Source organism: Amycolatopsis deserti (assembly GCF_014653945.1).
Taxonomy (GTDB): domain Bacteria; phylum Actinomycetota; class Actinomycetes; order Mycobacteriales; family Pseudonocardiaceae; genus Amycolatopsis_E; species Amycolatopsis_E deserti.
In genome coordinates, this window is sequence record NZ_BNAU01000001.1 from 429,903 (window position 1) to 444,298 (window position 14,396).

Sequence of the window (14,396 nt, forward strand, 5' to 3'; positions counted from 1 at the left end):
GAACACCGTGAACACCATCGAACACTGGATCAACGGCGCGCGCACGCCCGCGGGCTCGGCCCGCACCGCGCCGGTCTACGACCCCGCCACCGGGCAGCAGCAGGTCGAGGTGCTGCTCGCCGAACCGGCCGATGTGGACACCGCGGTCGCGGCGGCGGGCAAGGCCTTCGAGTCGTGGGGCAACTCCTCGCTCACCCAGCGCACCCGGATCATGTTCGCCTTCCGCGAGCTGCTCGTGCGCCACGAGGACGAGCTGGCGCGGATCATCTCCGCCGAACACGGCAAGGTCATCGACGACGCGCGCGGCGAGATCGTCCGCGGCCGCGAGGTCGTGGAGTACGCGTGCGGCATCGCCGATGCGCTCAAGGGCGGCTTCTCCGACCAGGTCTCCCGCGACGTGGACGTGCACAGCTTCCGCCAGCCCCTCGGCGTGGTCGCCGGCATCACGCCGTTCAACTTCCCGATCATGGTGCCGCTGTGGATGCACCCGATCGCCATCGCCACCGGCAACACCTTCGTCCTCAAGCCCAGTGAGCGCGACCCGTCGGCCTCGAACTTCGTCGCCGAGCTCTACGCCGAGGCCGGTCTGCCGGAGGGCGTGTTCAACGTCGTGCACGGCGACAAGGTCGCCGTCGACGCGATCCTGGACCACCCGGACATCGCGGCGGTGTCGTTCGTCGGCTCCACCCCGATCGCGAAGTACGTGCACGAGCGGGCCACCGCGTCCGGCAAGCGCGTCCAGGCACTCGGCGGGGCGAAGAACCACGCCGTCGTGCTGCCCGACGCCGACCTCGAGTTCGCCGCCAACCACCTCACCGCCGCCGCGTTCGGCTCCGCCGGCCAGCGCTGCATGGCCATCTCCGTCGGGGTCGCCGTCGGCGAGGCGGGCGACCAGCTGGTCGGGATCCTGGAGCGCAAGGCCAAGGAGGTCAAGGTCGGCCCCGGCTCCGACGCCGGCAACGACATGGGCCCGGTCGTCACCCAGGCCGCCCGCGAACGCGTGATCAACGCCGTGGCGAGCGGGGCCGAGCAGGGCGCCACCGTCGTCGTCGACGGCCGCGGCCTCACCGTGGAGGGCCACGAGGGCGGCTTCTTCGTCGGCCCGTCGCTGCTGGACCACGTCACCACCGAGATGGACGCCTACCGCGAGGAGATCTTCGGCCCGGTCCTGGCGATCGTGCGGGTGGACACCGTCGACGAGGCGATCGCGCTGATCAACGCCAACCCCTACGGCAACGGCACCGCGATCTTCACCGGCAGCGGCGAGGCCGCGCGCCGGTTCCAGCGCGAGGTCAAGGTCGGCATGATCGGCGTCAACGTGCCCATCCCGGTCCCGATGTCCTACTACTCCTTCGGCGGCTGGAAGGACTCCCTGATCGGCGACAGCCCCATCCACGGCCCCGAAGGCGTGCGCTTCTACACCCGCGCCAAGGTCGTCACCAGCCGCTGGCCGCACACCGGCAGGTTCACCGCAGGCTTCAACTTCCCCACCTCCAGCTAGGAGCACCATGACCACCGCGACGACGCGCACCGTGATCGGCAACCTCTGCCTCGGCTCCGCCCCCGACTCGTGGGGCGTCTGGTTCCCCCAGGACGAGCAGCAGGTCCCGCACACCCGCTTCCTCGACGAGCTCGTCCAGGCCGGCTACGAATGGCTGGAGCTGGGCCCGTTCGGCTACCTGCCCACCGACCCGCGGCAGCTCGCCGACGAGCTGGGGGAGCGCGGCCTGAAGGTCTCCGGCGGCACCACCTTCGGCGCCCTGCACCGCCCCGACCAGTGGGACGACATGCTCGCCACCACCCGCAAGGTCGCCGAGCTGACCGCCGCCGCGGGGGCGCATCACCTCGTCTACATCCCGCCGATGTACCGCGACGAAAAGACTGGCGCCTACACCGAGTCGCCCGAGCTGACCGCGCAGCAGTGGGCCTCCTTCGGCCGGCGCGCCGACGAGCTGGGCCGGATCCTGCTGGAGACCTACGACGTGCGGCTCGTGCTGCACCCGCACGCCGACAGCCACATCCAGACCCAGGCCGAGATCGAGCGCTACCTCAACGAAAGCGACGCCCGCTACGCCAACCTGTGCCTGGACACCGGGCACGTCGCCTACGGCGGCGGCGACGCCGTGGACCTGATCCGCCGCTTCGGCGAGCGCATCGGCTACGTCCACATCAAGCAGATGGACCCCGCGGTGCTCGACCGGGTGCGGGCGGAGAACCTGTCCTTCGGCGAGGCCGTCAAGCTCGGCGTGTGCGTGGAACCACCCGCCGGGGTGCCGAACCCGGCCGCGGTGATCGACGCGCTGTCCGAACTGGACGCCGAGATCTTCGTCATCGTCGAGCAGGACCTCTACCCGTGCGCCCCGGACGTGCCCCTGCCCATCGCCGTGCGCACCCGGGAGTACCTGAACTCGTGCGGCCTGTCCGGCATCCGCCGCCCGGGAGGGGAGCGCGCATGACCGTCCACATCGGAGTCATCGGCACCGGGATGATCGGCCAGGACCACATCCGGCGCCTGACCGACGTGGTCACCGGCGCCGAGGTGGTCGCGGTGACCGACGTCGACGGCGCCCGCGCCGCCGAAGTCGCCTCCGGCATCGGCGCCCGCGCCCTGCCGACCGGGCAGGACGTCATCGCCGACCCGCTGGTCGACGCGGTCGTGGTGACCAGCTGGGGCCCCACGCACGCCGAGTTCGTCCTGGCCGCCATCGCGGCCGGCAAGTACGTGTTCTGCGAGAAGCCGCTGGCCACCACCGCCGAGGACTGCCTGCGCATCATCGAGGCCGAGCAGTCCGTCGGGCGGCGGTTGGTGCAGGTCGGGTTCATGCGCCGCTACGACGCCGGTTACCGCGCGATGAAGGAGGTCCTCGACTCCCGCGACCTGGGCCACCCGCTGATGATGCACTGCGCGCACCGCAACCCCACGGTGCCCGAGGCCTACCACTCGGCGATGGCTGTCCAGGACACCGCGGTGCACGAGATCGACACGATCCGGTGGCTGCTGGACGAGGAGATCGTCTCCGCGCAGGTGATCCGCCCCCGCCGCACCGCGAACCGGTTCGAGCACCTGGTGGACCCGCAGTTCATGCTGTTCGAGACCGCCAGTGGGGTGCGGGTCGACCTGGAGGTGTTCGTGAACTGCCAGTTCGGCTACGACATCCAGTGCGAAACCGTGTGCGAGACCGGCACGGTGCGGCTGCCCGACCCGGCGGACGTGATCGTCAAGACCGCCGCCGTGCAGCGCACCGGCGTGCTGCAGGACTGGAAGGACCGCTTCGGCGCCGCGTTCGACCGCGAGTTCGTCGAATGGATCGCCTCGATCGACGACGGCAGGCTCGCCGGCCCCAGCGCCTGGGACGGCTACGCCGCGGCGGTGACCACCGACGCCGGCACCGAGGCGCTGGAGACCGGGCGGGTGGTGTCGGTGCGCCTCAAGGACCGCCCTGACCTCTACGGGAGCTGACGTGAAGATCGCACTCGACCCCTACATGCTGCGCGGCCTGCCGATGCGCGAGATGGTCCGCACCGTCGCCGACATCGGCTACGAATACATCGAACTGTCCCCGCGCGCCGACTTCATGCCGTTCTTCCTGCACCCGCGCGCCGACGACGACAAGGTCGCCGAGCTCAAGCGCGTGCTGGCCGAGACCGGTGTGCGGCTGGCGAGCGTCCTTCCGCTGTACAAGTGGTCCAGCCCCGACGAGGCCGAGCGGCAGGCCGCGGTCCGCTACTGGAAGCGGATGATCGAGGTGACCGCCGAGCTGGGCTGCCCGCTGATGAACTCCGAGTTCAACGGCCGCCCGGAACGCGCCGCGGAGAGCGAGGCCGCGTTCTGGCGGTCGATGGAGGAGCTGCTGCCGGTCTTCGAACGCGAGGGCATCGCCCTGAACCTCGAAGCGCACCCGGACGACTTCTGCGAGCTCAACGACCCCGCGGTGGACCTGGTGCGCGCCATCAACAAGCCGTGGGTGAACTACCTGTACTGCGCCCCGCACACGTTCCACCTCTCCGACGGCGCGGGCGACATCGCCGGGATGATGCGCTACGCGGGCGACAAGCTGCAGCACGTGCACATCGCGGACACCTTCAACCACAAGGCGTCCTCCGGCCTGCGCTACATCCTCAACCCGCCGGGGACCCCGGCGCGCATCCACCAGCACCTGGACATCGGCCAGGGCGAGGTGGACTGGGACGCCTTCTTCGGCACGCTGCGCGAACTCGGCTTCGACGGGGTCGCCACGGTGTGCGTGTTCGCCTGGGAGGAACGCGCCGTCGAATCCTCCACTTTCATGCTCGAACGGGTTACCAAGGAACTGACCGCCTAGAGGAAGAAACCCTCATGTCACACGTCAAAGACGACGCACCATCCGGGCAGACCCTCCCCGAGGACCAGCGGGGGCCGCACCAGCGGCGGCTCCGCCTGGTCACCGTGATCGCCACCTTCGGCGGGCTGCTGTTCGGTTACGACACGGGCGTGATCAACGGCGCCCTGCCCTACATGCAGGCCGACCTCGGGCTCACCGCCCTGACCGAGGGGCTGGTGACGAGCTCGCTGCTGCTGGGCGCGGCGCTCGGCGCGGTGCTGGGCGGGCGGTTGTCCGACCGCCGCGGCCGCCGCCGCACCATCCTCGCGCTCGCGGTGGTCTTCCTCGTCGGCACGCTCGGCTGCACGTTCGCGCCGGACACCACGGTCATGGTGATCTCGCGGTTCGTGCTCGGCCTGGCCGTCGGCGGCGCGTCGGTCACCGTCCCGACCTACCTGGCCGAGGTGTCGCCGGCCGAGCGGCGCGGACGGCTGGTCACCCAGAACGAGCTGATGATCGTCAGCGGTCAGCTGCTCGCGTTCACCTTCAACGCGATCATCGGCAACGCCTTCGGCGAGAGCGGTGGCGTGTGGCGGTGGATGCTGGTGCTGGCCACGCTGCCCGCGGTGGTGCTGTGGTTCGGGATGCTGGTCATGCCGGAGAGCCCGCGGTGGCTGGCCTCGCGGGAACGGTTCGGCGACGCGCTCGCGGTGCTCAAGGACGTCCGCTCGGCGCGGCGCGCGGAGGCGGAGCTGGCCGAGGTGCGGCAGCTCGCGCTGGAGGACCGGCAGGCCAAGACCGGCGGCTGGTCGGATCTGGCTACCCCGTGGATCCGGCGGCTCGTGCTCACCGGCGTGGGCATCGCGATCGTCCAGCAGATCACCGGCGTCAACTCGATCATGTACTACGGCACGCAGATCCTCACCGACGCCGGGTTCTCCGCCAACGGCGCGCTGACCGCGAACATCGCCAACGGCGTGATCTCGGTGCTGGCCACGTTCGCCGGGATCTGGCTGCTCGGGCGGGTCGACCGCAGGCCGATGCTGATCGCCGGGCAGATCGGCACCACCTCGGCGCTGCTGCTGATCGGGTTGTTCTCGCTGCTGCTGCCGGAGGGGATCGGGCGCGCGTTCGTCGTGCTGTCGCTGACGGTGACGTTCCTGGCGTTCCAGCAGGGCTCGATCTCGCCGGTGACGTGGTTGATGCTGTCCGAGATCTTCCCGCTCAAGCTGCGCGGGTTCGGGTTCGGGCTGTGCGCGCTGGTGTTGTGGCTGACCAACTTCGCGGTCGGGCTGCTGTTCCCGCTGCTGGTCGAGGCCATTCACATCTCGGGCACGTTCTTCCTGTTCGCCGCGCTCGGCGTCGGGGCGATCACGTTCGTGGCGAGGTTCGTGCCGGAGACCCGCGGCCGGTCGCTGGAGACGCTGGAGAAGGAACTGCGCACCCGCTACACGGGGACGGTGACGGCCTGATGGCGGTGCTGGTCGCGGTGACCGATTCGGACGAGGGCACCCTGGCGCTGGACACTGCGGTCGCCGAAGCCCGCCGCCGCGGGACCGGTCTGCTGGCCGCCAACCTGCGGCTGGCGCCGCTGGACGTCGCGCACGTGCCAGGCGACGTCGAGACGACCGTGCTCGAGCGCGAGCCGGACGTCGAGGTGGGGCAGCACGTGCTCGGCCTGCTGGAACGCCACCGCGACGAGGTGGATCTGCTGGTGATCGGCATGAAGCGGCGCAGCCCGGTGGGCAAGCTCGTGCTGGGCAGTCTCGCCCAGTTCCTGCTGCTCAACGCGGACGTGCCGGTCCTGGCGGTGAAGGTGCCCGCGTGAGGGAGCACCGGCCGGGGCGGGTGCGCCCCGGCCGGTGGGTCCGTCAGGCCATCTCGGGGACGCGCAGGTGCGCCAGGGCCAGTTCGAACTCGGCCACCTCCAGGATCTCCACGCCGGCTTCCTCGGCGCCGCGCGAGCGCAGCGCGTCGGCCCGGTTGCGGGTGCTCGCCATGTTCTCGCGGTTGTCGTAGGTCACCGAGGAGACGGCGATGCCGGCCTCGCGGTCGATCATCAGGCTGGCGCTGCAGAACCCGTCGAGGCGCTCCAGCTCGGGCAGCAGGCCCATGCGGTAGGTGTCGATGGCGCGTTCGAGCTCCTGGAAGCGGGTCCAGGTGACGCGGCAGCAGGCGCCCTCGGGCGCGGGGCGGGTGCGGTGCAGCACCGCGATCTCCCATTCGTCGACCTGGGCGCGGTTGCCGCCCATCACCTCCGCGGCGTGGTCGCGCAGCGGGCGCACCCGGTCCGCGCTGTCCCGCATCGCCTCCCGCGACTCCCACGAGGTGGTGGCGATACAGCGCCCGGAGTCGCGGTCGACGAGCATCGACAAGCCGACGCAACCGGGCATGTTCATCAGCTCCGGCATGACCTCGTCACGCATGTGGGCGATGCCGGCGTCGATGGTGTCCTGGTGAGCTTGCACCGTGGTGGAACGCGCGAACACGCCTTCCACCCCCTCTCCGGTCGAGGCGGCGTCCCGGCGGCGCCGCCGGTAGCCCTCCACCTTGCGCCGGAGCGCGGGTGAGCGCAACAGGGGGCTAGTCGACGATGTACCACTGCCCGCCGCGGTATTCGAGGACCGCGTCGCCGAGGTCGTTTTCCGTGAAGGGCGTGTCCGCGCGCACCGCCGTCGCCGGGATCTCCATCCGCCCGGCGGTTTCGGTCACCCGGGCCCGGTCGACCGTCGCCGTGCGCAGGGCTCGCTTCTGCGCCGGCGAGATCATCTGGAAGGTGATCGGGATCGTCTGCTCGCACGGCCCGAAGCCCTGGTCCTCGGCCTTCTTCGCAGCGGGGCCGGCGATCTCGCACACCACCGCGAGGTCCTCCCGGCCCACCGCGTGCAGGAACTCCTCGTAACGCCGGATGCCGTCGGACGCCGACGGAGCCGACGACGTGGGCGGGGCCGACGACGCTGACGGTGGCGGGCTGTCCTGCTTGCGGTACAGCGTGGCGGACGCGGTCGCACCGCCGCCGGTGTAGGTCATCTTCAGCGCCTCGCCGTCCCGGTGGAGCGTCATCGTGCCCTCGGTGACGCAGTTGCCGGCGTCCTTCTCGAGGATCCTTTCGCGCAGCTCCAGCTCCTGCGGGGTCGCGCCGGTCAGCCGGAGGATCCCGCTGCAGGCCAGGTGCGGATCCGGATCCGTCCAGGTCGTGCGGTACTCGACCGGGTTCGACTCGCCGTCCAGGACCACCCGCATGTGGTACGGGCGCGTCGCCGGGGACTGCTCGACCGGGTCCCGCGTCTCCCAGGTGCCCGCGAACCCGTCCGGCAGCCGGGCGGGGACGGCGCAGCGGCGGTCGGTGAACACGTCGGCCAGCTCCCGTCCCGGGTAGGGGCCGGCCGGCCCGGAGAAGCCGGGCACGAGCGATTGCGCGCCCCACGCGCCGCGGTAGCCGTACCACGGCTCGCCCTCGAGCGCGCGCGGTTGCGTGTTCCACAGGTCGCCCTGCGACGTCCAGTCGAAGGTGGCGCCGGAGACGTGCCAGCCCTTCGACGGGTACGACGCGTGCGACCCCTTCGCCGAGTACACGACGGGGTGCCCGTCCTCGTGGTCCAGCTCCGGCCAGGGCACCGAGCACGGGGCGGCGCCGTGGCCGAAGAAGGTCACCGCGACCGGTTCGCCGTGCCGCAGCTGGACGGCAACGCGCTCCCAGTCGCCCTCGTGCGTGTTGCCGACCGGGGTGCCGGCGGGCCGGAGTTCGTTGCGGCCGTAGAAGAACCAGTACACGTACGCGGAGCGCTCGTCGTCGGCGCGGTGGTGCTCCCAGTACATCGGCGGGGGAGCGTCGTCGGGCTGGACGCCGTCCGGCGCGTCGAGGTAGAACCCGCCGTCGGAGTCCGGCGAGACCTCCTCGCCGGAGTGGCGGGCACAGGGGAACAGCGGCTTGCCCGGCGAAGGCACAGCGGGGTCGGCGTCCTTGTGGTGCTTGTAGACGGGACCGCGGAGGGCGCCGGGTTCGACCGGGTCGGCCACCGGTTCGCGGTCGGCGCAGTCGTCGTGCTCGTACCGCAGCACCGACTGCCGGATGTACGCGGTCGCGTCCATCGGCGTGAACCGCTCGTCACCGGCGAGCCACACCCGCGGCGCGAACTGCAGCGCGGTGGGTTCGTCCGCGCGCGCCGGCGTGGGCGCGGTCTGCTCCTTGGGCCCCGGGTCGTGGTCCTGGCAGGCCGTCAGCAACGTCATGGCCAGCAGGGCCACCCCCAGCAACGCGCGCATTTGGAGGACTGTACGCAACGGACGCCGCCCGCGTGGCCGTTTCCCCGGATCTCCTCCGTCGGTGATTGTTTTTCCGGTTCCGGCGGAACCGGGTCAGCGGCTGTCGCATCGAACCGGCACTTCGACGAGGAGGTCACCGTGGCTGAACTGCCCGATCACGAATCCCAGCCGGGAACCGGCTTCGACGTGGTACCCGGCTCGCTGGCGAGGGCCGCGACAGGGCTGAGCGAAGCGTCCGACACCTGGCGGGACGCACGCGAACTGCTGCTGGGTAGCGACCTGCGCCTGGACTGGCTGGGCGCGCTCGCCCGGCGCAGCGCGTCCATTTCGGACGGTGTCCGGTCCTATCAGGACGCCGTCGCGGAGGTGCGGCTGAACCTGGCCCGGGGAGCGACCGTGCTGGCGGAGTCCGAGCTGACGCTCAAGCAGATCGCCGGCGTCTACGCCCACGTCGACGAGGAGTACGCCTCGGCGTTCGGGTACCGGAGGGGATCGCGTGGCTGAGCCGAGCCTGCCGCTGGCGTTCGACGTGGTGATCGTGTGCGCGGAGAGCACGGGTTACGACGAGCTGGCCGACCTGTTGCGGACCGCGCCGGACTGGGAGCCGCGAACCGCGGCGCTCGACGCGCTGGCGGAGCTGTGGGGCGACGAGCTGGGCCGGCGGTTCGCCGACTGCAAGAACCAGCTGGAGACCGTGAAGAGCGAGGTCAAGCACGTGTGGGCCGGGGACGCCGCGTACGCGTTCGCCCGGCACGTCGACGACACCCTGGCCCGGCACGCGGAGTACCAGGCCGCGGCCGGGCAGGTCGCCGTCGCCCTCGGCCGGGTGAACAAGGCGATGGCCACCTGCGCGGCGGATTGCCACGGCGCCGTCAACGACGCCGCGGCCGCGATCATGAGCGCCGGCCTGCTCGGCGTCGCCGGGTTCGCTTCGGGCACCGCGCCGGTGTCGGTCACCGGCGCGGTGCTCACGATCATGGCCACCCTGTCCGGAAAGGTGGCGCAGATCCAGGCGATCGTCGAGCGCGACGCCGGCGCCGCGCTCGCCGAACTCCGCGAGGCGTGCAACACCCTGGCGCAGCTCACCCTGCCCCCGGCGATGGCCGAATCGCTGAAGGACCCCGCGCACTGGCTGCCGAAGCCGTACGGCAGCACCGTCCTCGCCAAGGTGCCGCCCGGCTTCGGCGAGCATCTCGCGCAGGTCAGCGCGGACCATTTCGGCAAGGACGTGAGCGCCGCGGCGCTGCGCCGGTTCGAAGCCGGCTTCGACCTCGACGGGGACGGCCTGGAGGAGGACGAGTACCTGGCGGCCGCCGAGGCGATCAGCGGGTACGCCGACGACATCGAGCTGGACGGCTCACCGGTTCCGGCGCCGGCGGCCAAGGTCACCGAGGAACCGGTGGTGGGGCCGCCGCCCCTGGAGATGCCGGGCGCGCAGCCGGTGGCGCCGCCGCCGCTGGCCGTCCCGCGGGTGGGGGGCGAGTGATGCCGGAGTTCCTATCGGTGGCCGGGCTCAGCCGCGAACTCGACACCCACCGCACGAGCGCCCTGCGCGGAGCCGTCCGGGCCGAAGTGGACGGTCACGGCAACCTGGTCGGCCTCGAACTGGACGCGGTCGCGGTGCGCGGCGCTCACCCGCAGGTGCTGGGTGGCGAGATCGTGCGTGCGGTCGCCGCCGCCCGCGCCGCCGCGAGCGAGCGCCGGCGGCGGGCGCTGGCCTCGGTGCTACCGGGGATGCCGTCGTGACGGGTTTCGACGCGCTGGCTCGCGAGTCCGACGAGCGCCTGCGCGAGATGGCCCGCGCCGCCGCCGACCGCGCCCGGGCGACGGTCACCGCGGCGATCGACGGGGGATTCGGGGAGGTGCTGGTCGGCGGGACCGGCGTCCTCCTCGACGTGCGGCTCGAGGCGGCGCGTCTGCGGTCGGTGCCGGCGGCGCGGCTGGCCGAGGCGGTGGCGGACGCGATCCGGCGGGCCGAGCGCGAGCTGTCCGCACCGCCGGCTGAGGTGGCGCGGCCGCGGCGCGGGCGCCGTCCGTCCCCGGACGAGCCGGAGGAGTTGTTCACCGGCCTGGCCGACGAGCACCGGCGCCGCGCGGCGCGCGAGCGCGTGTCGTGCTGCCCGCACTGCGGTGGAGCGCTGCCGGTTCAGGATTGACCCGGCTGCGCCTCCAGGCGCTGCTTGAGCTGGTCCAGCCGCACGGGCAGGTCCTTGCGCGTGTTCCGGCGCGCCAGGACGGCGAGGACCTTGCCGACGCCGTGGCCTTCGAAGCCGATGCCGTACTCGACGTGCGTGCCCGTGCCGCCCGGCGCGAACGTGACGTCGACGTGCGCCCGGACCGGGCCGTCGATCCCGCGCACCGCGTAGTGCCGATCGGGCTCGTAGGCCGTGACCTCCCAGCCGATCGTCCGGTCGGCTCCCATCACGTGGCGGACCTCGTGCCCGCGCGTGCCGACGGTGACGTGCGCCGGATCGTCGAAGCCCGCCGTGCGGACATCGGGCTGCCAGTCCGGCAGGTGGGCGGCGTCGGTGACGTAGCCGAACACCTCGTGCGGGCTGCGGGCGATGTCCACGGTGGCGACGGTCCTACCGGAGGTGCCTGTCATGACCCAACTCCTTTCGCGGGTCCGCGAGCCTCGAGGGTAGGCCGGTCCGGCGGCGCCGCGGAAGGGACTCAGGTGTGCGCCGGCACCCCGATGCCCGCGCTCAGCGCCAGCGCCGCCGCCTCGCCGCGGGAGCTCACCTCCAGCTTCTGCAGCACCCCGGTGACGTGGAACTTCACCGTGCTCTCCGTGACGCCCAGCTCCGCCGCGATCGCCTTGTTGCGTTTGCCCTGCGCGAGCAGCGTCAGCACCTCCCGCTCGCGGCGGTTGAGGTTCGTCAGCCGCGTCTCGCCCGAGGACTCGGCCGGCGGGGCGAGCGGCAGCGAGATCGTGACGCGGCTGCCCCAGCCCGGGGCCGCGTCGATGTCCACCGTCGCGCCCAGCGTGCGGGCCCGGCCCTGCAGGCCGCGGCGCAGCGCGTCCACGTCCAGCTCCCCGGACCCCTGGTCCCGTACGTCGACCACCAGCCCGGCGCCGTCGCCGGACCAGGCGATCCGCAGGCGCGTCAGCCCGGGCTGGGCGGTGAACGCCAGCACCGCGGTCCGCGTCATCGCCCGGGCGGCGTGCGCGATCTCGCCCGGCAGCGACCCGCCGGCCGGGGCGACGAACTCGATCGGCGCCTCGTGGTGGCGCAGCATCTGCCGGATGTCGGCGCGCAGCCGGGCGAACGCCTCCGGTGCGGGCTCCTCGGACAGCGCCTGCTCCGACTTCCGCGCCGACCGCAGCGCCAGCAACGCCGCCGACGCCGAGTCCGCCGCCGCCAGCCGGGCCCGGCCGTCGTCCAGCGCGCTGGACCGCAGCGTGGTCAGGATCGCCACCAGCGCCGCCTCGTGCGCGGCCGCCATCTCGGCGATCGTCCGCTCCCGCTCGCTGGAGGCAGCGCGCGACTCGGCCAGGTAGTCGGGGCTGGCCTGCGCGACCTGCTGGCTGATCGAGGTCGCCACCAGCCCGAAGATCGCCGCCAGCAGCTCCGGTTCGGGCAGCCGCCGCCGCGCCGCGCGGGGGACGAGCACCAGCAGCGTGCCGGCCGGGTCCCGCACCACCCACACCCTCCGCGGCGCGCCCGCGATCGACGCGGTCGTGCTCACCGGACGGCCGGGCTCGACCGCCGCCTTCAGCTCCTCCAGCTCACCGATGGTGACCTTGTTGATCATCTCCGTCGCGCCGGCCACCTTGCGCGGCCGCCCGGTGCACTCCCGGGTGAAGATGACCAGCGCGGTGTGCGGCCACCGCTCGGCCAGCAATCGCGACAGGCGGCGGGCGATCTCGTGCAACGGCCCGTCCACGACCTCCCGCAGCGCCACCAGGCCCGACACGGCATCCATCCGGCCACTCTAACCGGAGGTCGAGGTTTTACTGGTCCGACGACCAGGTCGCGAAACGGCTCCGCAGGGTTACCGTCGCCAACGGTATGCGTCACCGCGCATGCTTCTCCACCGAAAGGAACAGCCGATGCCACAGACGGTCCGCGGCGTGATCGCCCGCTCGAAGGGAGCTCCGGTCGAGCTCACCGACATCGTGATCCCCGATCCCGGCCCCGGTGAGGTCGTGGTCGCGATCGCCGCGTGCGGGGTGTGCCACACCGACCTGACCTACCGCGAGGGCGGCATCAACGACGAGTTCCCGTTCCTGCTCGGGCACGAGGCCGCCGGCACCGTCGAAAGCGTCGGCGAGGGCGTCGAGGAGGTCCAGCCGGGCGACTACGTCGTCCTCAACTGGCGCGCCGTGTGCGGCCAGTGCCGGGCGTGCAAGCGTGGCCGTCCGCAGTACTGCTTCAGCACCTTCAACGCCAGCCAGAAGATGACGCTGACCGACGGCACCGAGCTGACCCCGGCGCTGGGGATCGGGGCCTTCGCGGACAAGACGCTCGTGCACGCCGGCCAGTGCACCAAGGTCGACCCGGCCGCCGACCCCGCGGTCGCGGGCCTGCTCGGGTGCGGCGTCATGGCCGGGCTGGGCGCCGCGGTCAACACCGGCGCGGTGGGCCGCGGCGACTCCGTCGCGGTCATCGGCTGCGGTGGCGTCGGCGACGCGGCCATCGCCGGAGCCCGCCTGGCCGGGGCCAACAAGATCATCGCGGTGGACCGGGACGCGAAGAAGCTCGAGTGGGCGGTCGAACTGGGCGCCACGCACACCGTCAACGCCACCGAGACCGACGTCGTCGAGGCGGTCCAGTCGCTGACCGGCGGGTTCGGCGCCGACGTCGTGATCGACGCGGTCGGCCGCCCGGAGACCTGGAAGCAGGCCTTCTACGCCCGCGATCTCGCGGGCACGGTGGTGCTGGTCGGCGTCCCGACCCCGGAGATGCGGCTGGAGATGCCGCTGCTCGACTTCTTCTCCCGCGGCGGCGCGCTGAAGTCGTCCTGGTACGGCGACTGCCTGCCCGAGCGCGACTTCCCGGTGCTGATCGACCTGTACCTGCAGGGCAGGCTGCCGCTGGAGAAGTTCGTCAGCGAGCGCATCGGCCTGGACGGCGTCGAGAAGGCCTTCCACACCATGCACGCCGGTGAGGTGCTGCGCTCGGTGGTGGTCTGGTGAGCTTCCGCATCGACCGGGTCGTCACCTCCGGCGTCTTCGAACTCGACGGCGGCAGCTGGGAGGTCGACAACAACGTCTGGCTGATCGGCGACGACCACGAGGTGGTGGTGGTCGACGCGGCGCACGACGACAAGCCGATCGTCGAGGCCGTGGCCGGGCGCAAGGTGGTCGCGGTGATCTGCACCCACGGCCACAACGACCACGTCACCTTCGCCCCGCAGCTGGGCGAGCAGCTGTACGCGCCGGTGATCCTGCACCCGGGCGACCAGGAGCTGTGGGACATGACCCACCCCGGGCAGGCGTTCTGGAAGGCCGACGACGGTCAGCGCGTCGCCGTCGCCGGCACCGAGATCGAGCTCGTGCACACCCCGGGCCACTCGCCCGGCTCGGTGTGCCTGCACCTGCCCGAGGCGAAGGCGCTGTTCACCGGCGACACCCTGTTCGCCGGCGGTCCGGGCGCCACGGGCCGCTCGTTCTCGGACTTCCCGACGATCATCGGCTCGATCCGGGAGCGGCTGTTCAGCCTGCCGGAGGACACCCGGGTGCACACCGGCCACGGCGACGGAACCACCATCGGCGCCGAGGCGCCGCACCTGGCGGAGTGGATCGCCCGCGGCTACTGAGCCGTTTCGCCCCGGCCGGGCGGCGTGGGTCCGGCGCGCCCGGCGAGGCCCCGGGGACCCGCGCCG

Annotated in this window: 16 protein-coding genes; 12 read left to right on the forward strand and 4 right to left on the reverse strand. The window is 72.2% G+C overall.

The window, feature by feature from the left end:
- The first annotated feature begins 7 nt into the window (after positions 1–7).
- The 6 genes from IE290_RS02100 to IE290_RS02125 are packed head-to-tail and all read left to right on the forward strand — an operon-like array spanning position 8 to position 6,129.
- Positions 8–1,501: a CoA-acylating methylmalonate-semialdehyde dehydrogenase gene (locus tag IE290_RS02100; protein ID WP_191242772.1), complete on the forward strand. Its 1,494-nt coding sequence runs from the start codon at positions 8–10 to the stop codon at positions 1,499–1,501.
- Positions 1,502–1,508: 7 nt separating this feature from the next.
- Complete coding sequence (locus tag IE290_RS02105; protein ID WP_191242773.1) at positions 1,509–2,456, forward strand: TIM barrel protein; 948 nt, start codon at positions 1,509–1,511, stop codon at positions 2,454–2,456.
- Entirely contained in the window at positions 2,453–3,460 is a 1,008-nt protein-coding gene (locus IE290_RS02110) for a Gfo/Idh/MocA family protein (protein ID WP_191242774.1), read from the forward strand. The genes IE290_RS02105 and IE290_RS02110 overlap by 4 nt, the downstream gene beginning before the upstream one ends.
- Before the next feature lies 1 nt (position 3,461).
- Complete coding sequence (locus IE290_RS02115; protein WP_191242775.1) at positions 3,462–4,322, forward strand: sugar phosphate isomerase/epimerase family protein; 861 nt, start codon at positions 3,462–3,464, stop codon at positions 4,320–4,322.
- Positions 4,323–4,336: 14 nt separating this feature from the next.
- Positions 4,337–5,773, forward strand: a complete 1,437-nt coding sequence (locus tag IE290_RS02120; RefSeq protein WP_191242776.1) for a sugar porter family MFS transporter — start codon at positions 4,337–4,339, stop codon at positions 5,771–5,773.
- Entirely contained in the window at positions 5,773–6,129 is a 357-nt protein-coding gene (locus IE290_RS02125; protein ID WP_191242777.1) for a universal stress protein, read from the forward strand. Before IE290_RS02120 ends, IE290_RS02125 begins: the two co-directional genes overlap by 1 nt.
- A gap of 43 nt (positions 6,130–6,172) precedes the next feature.
- On the opposite strand, the gene IE290_RS02130 is transcribed toward IE290_RS02125, so the two are convergent.
- Together IE290_RS02130 and IE290_RS02135 are read right to left on the reverse strand one after the other, a co-directional pair.
- Positions 6,173–6,790 (reverse strand): antibiotic biosynthesis monooxygenase, encoded by a 618-nt coding sequence (locus IE290_RS02130; RefSeq protein ID WP_191242778.1) that lies wholly within the window; start codon positions 6,788–6,790, stop codon positions 6,173–6,175.
- Positions 6,791–6,884: 94 nt separating this feature from the next.
- A complete protein-coding gene (locus IE290_RS02135; RefSeq protein WP_191242779.1) occupies positions 6,885–8,567 on the reverse strand; it encodes a hypothetical protein in 1,683 nt (560 codons plus the stop codon).
- Positions 8,568–8,705: 138 nt separating this feature from the next.
- Between IE290_RS02135 and IE290_RS02140 the strand changes: the two genes are divergently transcribed.
- Genes IE290_RS02140 through IE290_RS02155 form a run of 4 tightly spaced genes read left to right on the forward strand, consistent with a single transcriptional unit; the run spans position 8,706 to position 10,723 of the window.
- On the forward strand, positions 8,706–9,071 hold the full coding sequence (locus IE290_RS02140; RefSeq protein ID WP_191242780.1) for a WXG100 family type VII secretion target: 366 nt from the start codon (positions 8,706–8,708) through the stop codon (positions 9,069–9,071).
- Positions 9,064–10,053 carry a hypothetical protein gene (locus IE290_RS02145; protein ID WP_191242781.1) on the forward strand — a complete coding sequence of 330 codons (990 nt, stop codon included), beginning with the start codon at positions 9,064–9,066 and terminating at the stop codon, positions 10,051–10,053. Before IE290_RS02140 ends, IE290_RS02145 begins: the two co-directional genes overlap by 8 nt.
- Entirely contained in the window at positions 10,053–10,313 is a 261-nt protein-coding gene (locus IE290_RS02150) for a YbaB/EbfC family nucleoid-associated protein (protein ID WP_191242782.1), read from the forward strand. Before IE290_RS02145 ends, IE290_RS02150 begins: the two co-directional genes overlap by 1 nt.
- Positions 10,310–10,723: a hypothetical protein gene (locus IE290_RS02155; protein ID WP_191242783.1), complete on the forward strand. Its 414-nt coding sequence runs from the start codon at positions 10,310–10,312 to the stop codon at positions 10,721–10,723. Before IE290_RS02150 ends, IE290_RS02155 begins: the two co-directional genes overlap by 4 nt.
- Here the strand turns inward: IE290_RS02155 and IE290_RS02160 are convergent.
- Both IE290_RS02160 and IE290_RS02165 read right to left on the reverse strand, forming a co-directional pair.
- Entirely contained in the window at positions 10,714–11,172 is a 459-nt protein-coding gene (locus IE290_RS02160) for an SRPBCC family protein (RefSeq protein WP_191242784.1), read from the reverse strand. The two genes, IE290_RS02155 and IE290_RS02160, sit on opposite strands and share 10 nt — an antisense overlap.
- A gap of 68 nt (positions 11,173–11,240) precedes the next feature.
- Positions 11,241–12,494: a helix-turn-helix transcriptional regulator gene (locus IE290_RS02165; protein ID WP_191242785.1), complete on the reverse strand. Its 1,254-nt coding sequence runs from the start codon at positions 12,492–12,494 to the stop codon at positions 11,241–11,243.
- 127 nt (positions 12,495–12,621) lie between these two features.
- Here IE290_RS02165 and IE290_RS02170 point away from each other — a divergent pair, with 127 nt between their 5' ends.
- Both IE290_RS02170 and IE290_RS02175 read left to right on the forward strand, forming a co-directional pair.
- Positions 12,622–13,707 (forward strand): S-(hydroxymethyl)mycothiol dehydrogenase, encoded by a 1,086-nt coding sequence (locus IE290_RS02170; protein ID WP_191242786.1) that lies wholly within the window; start codon positions 12,622–12,624, stop codon positions 13,705–13,707.
- On the forward strand, positions 13,704–14,330 hold the full coding sequence (locus tag IE290_RS02175; RefSeq protein ID WP_191242787.1) for an MBL fold metallo-hydrolase: 627 nt from the start codon (positions 13,704–13,706) through the stop codon (positions 14,328–14,330). Before IE290_RS02170 ends, IE290_RS02175 begins: the two co-directional genes overlap by 4 nt.
- The last annotated feature ends 66 nt before the right edge of the window (positions 14,331–14,396 follow it).